The sequence below is a fragment of the Pedobacter kyungheensis genome (assembly GCF_000812965.1).
GTDB lineage: Bacteria > Bacteroidota > Bacteroidia > Sphingobacteriales > Sphingobacteriaceae > Pedobacter > Pedobacter kyungheensis.
This window is the reverse complement of record NZ_JSYN01000016.1, coordinates 135,045-145,370: the sequence shown is the minus strand read 5'-3', so window position 1 is coordinate 145,370 and position 10,326 is coordinate 135,045. Positions and strand designations below refer to the sequence as shown.

Sequence of the window (10,326 nt, the reverse complement as noted above, 5' to 3'; positions counted from 1 at the left end):
AATTATCAGACTATAAACAATCTGCTAATATTAAATAGTATTAATGCTAAATCTTTTGAACTTATAACCTGAGCTCAATTAGTATTATCCTGCTGCGATCGTCATGCTGAATTCATTTCAGCATCTCTCCTGCAAAAACTAGACCCTGAAATAAATCCGATAGCTATCGGTTCAGGGTGACGATTCTAAGAAAAAAAAGTCGCCTAGAAACGTCTAACTAGGATGTTTTAATCAAACATAGGTTAATGTTTAAAAGCTGTAAGACTTATTTCCGTAATGCATTATCGGAAATTTAATCTAATATAATAAATTGCTATCATACGGGTACCTCGCCACATGCGCAGCCTTGATCTTATCGTACAATAACGTTTTAAATTCTTCTATATTCTCTCTTTGAGTTGCTGAAATAAACAGCACCGGCACTTTGCCATGACTCATCCAACTGTTTTTAAAATCTTCCAGTGTCAGTTTACCGTCGTCATCACCTCCTTCTACTTCAGGCGAAACATAGGCATCAATTTTATTGAACACCAGGATCATATCCTTATCAATTGCCCCGATATCCTTTAAGGTTTCATTAACCGTATTAATCTGGTCTTCGAAATTGGGGTGCGAAACATCAACCACGTGAACCAGCAAATCGGCTTCCCTAACTTCATCCAGGGTAGATTTAAAACATTCTACCAGATGGTGAGGAAGTTTGCGGATAAAACCAACCGTATCGGATAACAGGAAAGGCAGGTTTTCGATCACAACTTTACGAACAGTGGTATCTAACGTTGCAAAGAGTTTATTCTCAGCAAAAACTTCCGATTTCGACAACATGTTCATGATCGTAGATTTACCCACGTTGGTATAACCTACCAAAGCAACCCTAATGAGCTGACCCCGGTTTTTGCGTTGCGTTTCGTTTTGCCTGTCGATATTCCTCAGGCGTTCTTTTAATAAAGAGATTTTATTTAAAATGATCCTTCTGTCACTTTCAATCTGGGTTTCACCCGGACCACGCATCCCGATACCACCTTTCTGGCGTTCCAAGTGCGTCCACATACCGGTTAAGCGCGGTAATACGTATTGTAACTGAGCCAGTTCTACCTGGGTTTTGGCCTGGGCAGTTTGCGCCCTGTTAGCGAAAATATCGAGAATTAAATTACTCCGGTCTAATACCTTAACACCTAATTCGCGGTCTATATTGCGCAGTTGCGATGGCGACAATTCATCATCGAAAACTACGGTATCAATTTCTTCTGATTTAACGTAGGCTTTAATTTCTTCGAGCTTACCTGTACCCACAAAGGTGGCACGCTCTGGCTTGAGCATTTTTTGCGTAAAAACCTTCTCCACCTTCCCACCGGCTGTATCTACCAAAAAGGCCAGCTCGTCTAAATATTCTTTTGTTTGGGCTTCTTTCTCGCCGGGAGTTACTACCCCAACTAAAATTGCCCGTTCCTGCACAATGGCAGTATCATAAAATTTTTGTCTTCCCATGTAATTGATGCAAAGATACAAAATTGCGGCCAACCAAACCTTGCAGGTTTTTAAAACCTGCAAGGTTTAAAAGTCCTTATATCTCTGCCACAAATTGCTGAATCGCAAGTCCGGGATTATCGGTTTTCATAAAGTTTTCGCCGATTAAAAAGCCATTAAAACCAGCAGTTTTCAGTTCCCTTATGGTTTGCGGATTGCTGATTGCACTTTCAGAGATTTTCAAAAATTCATCCGGAATCTTATTTACCAGATCGAATGAGGTCTGAATGTCGACAGTAAAATCGGCCAGGTTCCGGTTATTTACCCCAATGGCATCTAAATTAGGTGAAATACTTCTTTCCAGTTCTTCGAGATTGTGTACTTCTAAAAGCACATTTAAGCCCAGGTTTTGGGCAAACTTGCCAAAATCATTAATCTGTTGTGGAGTTAAAATCGAGGCGATTAATAAGATAATATCAGCTCCCCAGGCTTTTGCTTCGAGAATCTGGTATTCATCAATCATGAAATCCTTTCTTAAAACCGGAATGTTGTTTGCTGCGCGTGCAGCCAAAAGATCTTCCGTTTTACCACCAAAAAAATCAACATCGGTTAATACAGAAAGAGCTGATGCACCGGCACTGTTATAGGCCTGGGTAACTTCGGCCACATCGGCAACACCATTAATCAATCCTTTTGAAGGTGAACGACGTTTAAACTCGGCAATAATCCCGGTGCGATCTGCCGACAGCAAAAAATCTTTAAAAGAATGTGGTGTCCTTTTAAAATGTACGGCATTTTCTAAATCCTGAACAGAAACCAGTGCTTTTGCAGCGGCAACTTCTTCTTTTTTACGGAGTACGATTTTATCTAGTATGTTCATCTATCAATCTGTTAAGAGGGTATCATAAATCTCGAATTGTCATCCTGAGCTTATCGAAAGAACTTTATTAACTTCTTTAGAGGGATTTCGGCAAGCTCAACGTGACAAAATTTTAAGAAAAAAGCTTATGATATACCCCTCATCTAAAATTTAACTAATTCCACTCAGTTGAGATCCTGAAACAAGTTCAGGATGACGACCGGCAGGACAATTTTTAATTTGTTAACCAATTCTCCATCATCTGCCTGCCAAACTCGGTAAGCACACTTTCTGGATGAAATTGTACGCCGCGTACATCAAGTGTTTCGTGTCGTAAAGCCATAATCTCGTTTTTATGATCGCGGGCTGTAATTTTTAAGCACGAGGGGAAGTTATCTTTACTCACCACCCAGCTGTGGTAACGGCCAACATTTATGGTTTGCGGACATTCCCAGAACAAAGGTTCATCGCCATCTACAACTGTAACGGGTGTAGCAATGCCATGCATTGGTCTACCTAAATTGTACAGCGTACCGCCAAAGGCTTCGGCAATGGCCTGCTGGCCTAAACATACCCCAAAAATGCTTTTGGTTGGCGCATACGTTTTAATTACATCCAGTAACAAACCGGCTTCTTCAGGAATGCCGGGACCAGGGGAAAGCAATATTTTATCGTACTTTTCTACATCGGCCAGCTCAAACTTATCGTTTCTCCAAACTTCGGCCTCATAACCCACTTCGTTAATTAAATGCACTAAGTTATAGGTAAAACTATCGTAGTTATCGATCACCAAAACCACCCCCTTGCCCCCTGAAGGGGAAGTATTATTTATATTTTCCATTGTATTTCTGATTAGTGGATTTTACTCCAAACTAAAAACTCTTAATTCCCAACTATATCCCCTCTGCCATCTGCACGGCTTTACGCAATGCGGCAATTTTGTTGTTTACTTCCTGCATTTCTGTCTCCGGCACCGAATCGGCTACAATACCCGCTCCTGCACGGTAATGCAGTTCGTTATTTTTGCTCATAAAAGTCCTGATCATGATGGCGTGGTTAAAATCTTCGTTAAAACCCATAAACCCAATGGCGCCAGCGTAGAAATTGCGACCCAGTTTCTCGTTTTCATCAATCAGCTGCATGGCTTTGTATTTCGGCGCACCACTTAAAGTACCCGCCGGGTAAGTATCGGCCACTACTTTAAAAGCACTAACGTTTTCCTGCAAATGGCCGCTAACCTTGCTTACTAAATGGATCAGGTGCGAATAGTACTGCACTTCTTTAAATGATTTTACTTCTACCCGGTTACAATGCCTGCTCAAATCATTCCGGGCTAAATCAACCAGCATAACGTGCTCTGCACTTTCTTTAGGGTCTTGTTCTAACTTTCTGGCTTGTTCTGCATCTTCGATATCGTTTCCACTCCGTTTAAAGGTTCCGGCGATTGGGAAAATATTAGCTGAATTGTTTTTGATGGTAATCTGTGCTTCGGGCGATGAGCCAAAAAGCTTGAAATTACCGTAATCGAAATAAAACAGATAAGGTGATGGGTTTATAGAACGCAAACAACGGTAAACATTAAACTCATCGCCAGAAAAAGCCTGCTTAAAGGCTCGCGAAGGTACAATCTGGAAAACATCGCCACGGTAAATGTGCTTTTGCAGTTTTTCTACCAGATCCATAAATCCTTTATCGGTTAAGTTGGATGATTCTTTACCCCTGGTCTGAAACTTATACTCCGGATAATTTTTGTTCTGGATCAGGTATTCCATTTTCTCCAAACCACCTTCTTCTTCGCCTTCGAAAGTATTTTTGAACAGGGTAATTTCGTTCTTAAAGTGATCGATGGCAATGATATACCGGTACAAATGGTATTGCATTTCGGGGATCTCCTCGCCTTCAGGTGTCTCCGATGTAAACTTAATATCTTCGAAATGCTGCACGGCATTCCAGGTAAAATAACCAAACAAACCACTCGAAATGAATTTAATTTCGGGCAATTCGCTTGCTTTAAACTTGTCTTTAAAATCGGCGATTTCATCAATCAGGTTTTTGCTCTCGGTAATTTCAACAGCTCCATCCGGAAAATAAGTTTCCAGTCGCGAACCTTTTAAAATGATACCCGCAACCGGCTCGGCGCAAACAAAACTCATTGAGTTTTCGCGACTATGGTAATCCGAACTCTCCAGTAAAATGCTGTTCGGGTAAACATCGCGCAAGCGCAGGTAAATGCTTACCGGCGTCGTGGTATCGGCAAGTAGTTTTTTGTAAGTTGTATTTATTTTATACATGATTTTACAGTATTGTTGTTGCTTCGTGCACCGCAACAACGGTTAAATTATTTCTTATAACAATAAAAAGCCCGGCGTGTGGTTCTACGCCGGGCTTTAATGGTTCTTTAATAAGGTTTAGGTTGATAAACTATATTTTTTTCATACGCAGCCAGCGCAATCCGTTTTCGAATTACTTTGCCAAAGCCATGTATGTATATTGTTGATCATGAGCCACAAAAATATAAAGAATTTTGAAAAAGCGAAATATTTATGAAAATAATTTAAACAAATCGCCAATTAGCCATAAAGTTAGCAATGGGTCATATTTACCATGTAAAGCATGCAAGGCTTAGCTACATTTTTAACCGCAAAGCACACAAAGGGTGGCGCTAAGTCCGCAAAGCTACCCTGCCGTCATTCTGGCACATGCCAGAATCTCTTATTTTAACCACAGAGCACACAGAGAAAACCACTGAGTACACTGAGCAATATTTAAAACATTCTGTGTTTTCCGTGAATCCGTGGCTGAAAAGGTTAGTTTTTTAACCACAAAGAAAAGCACTGAGCAGACTGAATAATATGCCTCTATGCCGCTCTGTGTAAAACTCAGTGTCCTCGGTGGTAAAAGTTAGCGACATTTTTAACCGCAAAGCTATCCTTGCCGTCATTCTGGCACATGCCAGAATCTCTTATTTTAACCACAGCGTGAACAGAGCAATATTTAAAATATTCCATATCTTCCGTACATCCGTGGCTGAAAAAACAGGATACAAAAAATCCCACCCTCTAAAGGGCAGGATTTAAACTTATAAGGATACCACGAGGGTAATCAATCATATTAACTAAGAAACCCCAAAGAATGATCTTCCCGGAACTTCTTTAACCATTAGTAAAATGGCTACAATAATCAGGATCAGTGCCAGTCCAAAGAAAACAGCAATAGTGCGGTGTTTAGCTACTGCCTCGGTTACTTTCTTCGATTTAGCATTACCCACCGTAATTAAAATGATTGCAATAATCATCATAGCGGCATGCTCTGCCTTAAAATACCTGCCCACAACCTCACTCATTGGTAATTTGGTTAACGGACTTAAGAAGTACAACACCAATCCAATCAACAATTGAATGTGTGCACTAATCAGGGTAAATACATTTAGTTTACGGTTACCTTCTGTGTATGTTTTATTTCCAAACCAGCCCGATAATGCATTTATTACCGCGATAACCAATAAAATTAATACGATGTAGCGCCATCCGGAGTGCGCAGATTTTAAGATGTTGTACATTTTGCTAAAATATGTTTAACCAAAAGTAGGCATTAATTGTAAAAAATAGGATATTCTGCAAAATGAACGCTTATTTATATTAGTTTTAAACAAATTAAAATCTAAACTTATTATGAAGAAAATTTTACTCGCCCTTGGGCTGGTATTTTCTGCTACATTTCTGTTTGCACAGCAAACCACCTTCCCTGTTAACGGCTCTTTTGATACCAGACCTGGAATGTTTGCTTTTACCAACGCAACAATAGTAGTAAATGCCAACCAAACCCTCACCAATGCTACACTTTTAATTAAAGGACAAACCATTCAGGCTGTCGGTACCGGCTTAGCTGTGCCCAAAGGTTATGTGGTAATCGATTTAAAAGGAAAATTTATTTATCCATCGCTGGTTGATGCCTTTACCAGTTATGGCATTGGCGAAACGCCTGCTGCACAACGTGGCTTTGGCGGCCAGCGTCAGTCTATTTTTGTTTCGACTAAAAAAGGGGCTTACGGCTGGAATGAAGCCATCAGGCCAGAAACTTATGTGAAGAACATTTTCTCTACCGACAGTAAGAAAGCAGACGAACTGCGCAAAGTTGGTTTCGGGAGTGTTAACGTGATTAACCGCGATGGTATTGCCCGCGGAGTTTCTGCAGCAGTAACCTTAAATGAAGGCGCTGATAACAGTGTGATCCTGAAAGACCAGACCGCAGCCAATTATTCTTTTAACAAAGGTACTTCATCAAACGATTACCCTACTTCATTAATGGGATCAATTGCCTTATTACGCCAAACCTATTACGATGCCCAGTGGTATGGTAAACAAAAAGACGAGTACAACATCTCGCTTGATGAATTTGGCAAGCAACAAAACATCCCGCAGATTTTTGAAGTAGATGGCTGGCAGAATATCCTGCGTGCCCACAAAATAGGCAAGGAATTTGGCAAAAGCTACATCATCAAATCAACAGGCGATGAATACCAACGCATTAACGAGGTTAAAGCCACCGGCGCAAGCTTAATTATTCCTTTAACTTTCCCTAAAGCATATGATGTAGAAGACCCGGCCGAAGCCAGAAATGTGAGTTTATCGCAAATGAAAGGCTGGGAACTGGCGCCAACCAATCCGGCTGCATTAGAAAAAGCAGGAATTAAATTTGCTTTAACAGCTTTTGGTTTAGAAAACAGCCGCGATTTTTGGGCAAATATCCGCACCGCTATCGAAAACGGCTTAACCGAAAAACAGGCTTTGCAATCGGTAACCGAAATACCTGCTTCACTTTTAGGAATTAGCGATAAAGTAGGCTCGCTTGAAAAAGGAAAAGTAGCCAACTTTCTAATCTCATCTGATAATCTGTTTAAAAACACCAATATCATCTTCGAAAACTGGGTGCAGGGCAAACGTTTCATTGTAAACAAAATGGATGTGAGCGATGTACGCGGAACTTACAACCTTAATGTTGACGGCGTGGGTGCTTTAACCCTTAAAATTACCGGCACAGGTGGTGGTTCGGCAGCAGCCATTGAAAGAACAGGCGCCGATAGTGTAAAAACCACTGCAACCTTTACCAGAAATGGCGATTGGGTAAGCATTAACTTCAATTTAAAGAAAAACCCTAAAGGCGATGTTCGTTTAAGCGGTTACATTACCTCAGCCAATCCACTTACCATAAAAGGCGAATCGGCCCTGGCTGATGGTACCAGTGGAAAATTTACCGCAAGCTATAAGGAAGCGGCAAAAGAAACACCTAAAAAAGACGAGCCTAAACCGGTGTTGGCGGTTGGCCCGGTTATTTATCCGTTTACGGCCTTTGGTGCAACTGAGCTGCCTAAGCAAGAAACGGTATTGATTAAAAACGGTACCATCTGGACGAATGAAAAAGAAGGCGTACTGCAAAATGCCGATATCCTTTTAGAAAACGGCAAGATTAAAGCGGTTGGCAAAAACCTTTCGGCAGGCAATGCCAAAGTAATTGATGCAACAGGCAAACACATTACCGCAGGTATTATTGATGAGCACTCACACATTGCCGGAGCAGGTGGTATTAACGAAGGTGCACAATCGGTTTCGGCCGAAGTGCGCATTGCCGATATCATCAACTCAGAAGATGTAAATATTTACCGTCAGCTGGCGGGCGGGGTAACCACTTCACATATCCTGCACGGCTCTGCAAACCCGGTAGGTGGTCAGTCACAATTGATTAAGTTGCGTTGGGGTAAATCGCCTGAGGAATTAAAATTTGCAGGTGCCGATGGTTTCATCAAATTCGCACTGGGCGAAAATGTAAAACAGAGTAATTTCGGTACAGGTGCTCGTTTCCCGGTTACCCGCATGGGGGTTGAGCAAACTTTTGTGGATGAATTTACCCGTGCAAAAGAGTATGCCAAAGCCCTTTCGGTAAAAGGCAATAGCGTACGCCGCGACTTAGAATTGGATGCCATTGTTGAAATCCTGAACAACAAGCGTTTCATTACCTGCCACTCTTATGTGCAGAGCGAAATTAACATGCTCATTCACGTTGCCGATAGTTTAGGCTTTAAAATCAATACTTTTACCCACATTTTAGAAGGTTATAAAGTAGCCGATAAAATGAAGGCACACGGTATTGCAGGCTCTACCTTCTCTGACTGGTGGGCTTATAAAAACGAGGTAGCAGAAGCCATTCCATACAACGGAAAAATTATGCACAATGTGGGCGTTACCACTGCCTTTAACTCTGATGATGCCGAAATGGCCCGTCACTTAAACCAGGAAGCCGGCAAATCGGTGTTATACGGTAATGTACCTGAAGAAGATGCTTTAAAATTTGTAACCTTAAACCCTGCCCGGATGCTCCACATTGATGATAAAGTGGGCAGTTTAAAAGCAGGTAAAGATGCTGATGTGGTGATCTGGACAGCCAATCCGCTTTCTATTTACGCCAAAGCAGAAAAAACCTTTGTGGATGGAGTTGCTTACTGGGATCTGGAAAAAGATGCACAGGTAATTAAAGCCATGCAGACCGAAAAAGCCCGTCTGATTCAGAAAATGTTAGAGAGCAAAAGTAAAGGAGGACGCACACAACGCCCAATGGGTGATGCACCACGCCTTTACAATTGCGAAACCTTAGAAAACTATTCAGCAGAATTAACCGAGAAAGAACATGCACACTAAAAAATATTTATTCAGCCTGGCCTTATCGGCAACAAGCCTGATGTGTTTTGCCCAGGCCAACATTTCGCCGGCAAAAAAACAGAGCAAAACCATTGCCATTACTGGCGCAACCGTACACGTAGGCAATGGTACCGTAATCGAAAACGGAACCATCCTTTTTGGCAATGGTAAAATTATTTCGGTTACCGCCAATGGCCAGGTACCGCAAGACGATGTGATGCGGATTGTAGCTACCGGTAAACACATTTACCCGGGCTTTATAGCTGCCACCACCAATTTAGGTCTAACTGAAATTGAAGCCGTAAAAGCAACTTTGGATTTTCAGGAAATCGGCGATTACAATTCGCACATCCGCTCTATTGTAGCTTACAATACCGATTCTAAAGTGCCTGCTACATTGCGTAGCAATGGTATACTAATGGCACAGCCAACTCCGCAGGGTGGTACCGTTTCGGGCAGCTCATCGGTAGTACAGCTCGATGCCTGGAACTGGGAAGATGCGGCCTTAAGAACCGACGATGCCATGCACATGACCTGGCCGGTTACGCTGCGATTTAGAGGCGGTTTTGGTGGTTTCGGTCGTCCGCAGCAATCGCCCGAAGCTTTAGCAGAAAGAACACAGGCAGCCATTACGCAGTTAACTTCTTTCTTTGCCGAAGCAAAGGCCTACTCCGAAATGGGCAAACCCGAGGTGATAAACACCCGTTTCGAAGCCATGAAAAGGGTATTTAAGGGCGACGAAAAATTATTTATCGCAGCCGATAGTCAGAAGGATATTGTTGCTGCCGTAAACTTTGCCAAAAAATTCGGCATAACCCCGGTAATTACCGGCGCTGACGAGGCTTACCTGGTCATCGACTTTTTGAAAGAGAACAACATCACGCTGATTGTGAAACAACCACATGCTTTACCAAACAATAACGATGATGATGTGAACATGCCCTACAAAAATGCAGCGGTTTTGGCCAATGCAGGTTTAAATGTGGTATTAAGTATTGATGGTTACTGGCAACAACGCAACCTCCCTTTTATGGCGGGTACGGTAACCGCCTGGGGCCTGGATAAAGAAAAAGCCTTATCAACCATTACCTTAAATGCAGCAAAAGCCATGGGGGTTGATAAAACTACAGGCAGTATCGAAACAGGTAAAGATGCTACTTTCTTTATTTCTGCCGGCGATGCATTGGATATGCGCACCAACAAGGTAGAACAGGCTTTTATTCAGGGCAGGGATATTAACCTGGATAACCTGCACAAACAGCTGGACAAGAAGTTTAGCGATAAGTATACTGCAGAGAAGAAATAAGC

7 protein-coding genes are annotated in these 10,326 nt (G+C 42.0%); 2 read left to right on the top strand and 5 right to left on the bottom strand.

All coding sequences use genetic code 11. The annotated features are described in order from the left end of the window. Positions 1-297 precede the first annotated feature (297 nt). The 5 genes from hflX to OC25_RS14425 form a co-directional block, all read right to left on the bottom strand. Positions 298-1,488 (bottom strand): GTPase HflX, encoded by a 1,191-nt coding sequence (hflX, locus tag OC25_RS14445; RefSeq protein ID WP_039477290.1) that lies wholly within the window; start codon positions 1,486-1,488, stop codon positions 298-300. Positions 1,489-1,564: 76 nt separating this feature from the next. After that, positions 1,565-2,347, bottom strand: coding sequence for an indole-3-glycerol phosphate synthase TrpC (gene trpC / locus OC25_RS14440; protein ID WP_039477248.1), 783 nt, complete (start codon positions 2,345-2,347; stop codon positions 1,565-1,567). Positions 2,348-2,561: 214 nt separating this feature from the next. Beyond that, positions 2,562-3,167 carry an anthranilate synthase component II gene (locus tag OC25_RS14435; RefSeq protein WP_052266223.1) on the bottom strand — a complete coding sequence of 202 codons (606 nt, stop codon included), beginning with the start codon at positions 3,165-3,167 and terminating at the stop codon, positions 2,562-2,564. Between the two features lie 52 nt (positions 3,168-3,219). After that, the gene (locus OC25_RS14430) at positions 3,220-4,617 is read right to left on the bottom strand and encodes an anthranilate synthase component I family protein (protein WP_208599657.1); all 1,398 of its coding nucleotides are present in this window, start codon (positions 4,615-4,617) and stop codon (positions 3,220-3,222) included. An 824-nt stretch (positions 4,618-5,441) separates the two neighbouring features. Further along, positions 5,442-5,885, bottom strand: coding sequence for a hypothetical protein (locus OC25_RS14425; RefSeq protein WP_039477246.1), 444 nt, complete (start codon positions 5,883-5,885; stop codon positions 5,442-5,444). 112 nt (positions 5,886-5,997) lie between these two features. Here OC25_RS14425 and OC25_RS14420 point away from each other — a divergent pair, with 112 nt between their 5' ends. Next, on the top strand, positions 5,998-9,018 hold the full coding sequence (locus OC25_RS14420) for an amidohydrolase family protein (RefSeq protein ID WP_039477245.1): 3,021 nt from the start codon (positions 5,998-6,000) through the stop codon (positions 9,016-9,018). Beyond that, positions 9,008-10,324, top strand: coding sequence for an amidohydrolase family protein (locus OC25_RS14415; protein ID WP_039477244.1), 1,317 nt, complete (start codon positions 9,008-9,010; stop codon positions 10,322-10,324). The genes OC25_RS14420 and OC25_RS14415 overlap by 11 nt, the downstream gene beginning before the upstream one ends. The last annotated feature ends 2 nt before the right edge of the window (positions 10,325-10,326 follow it).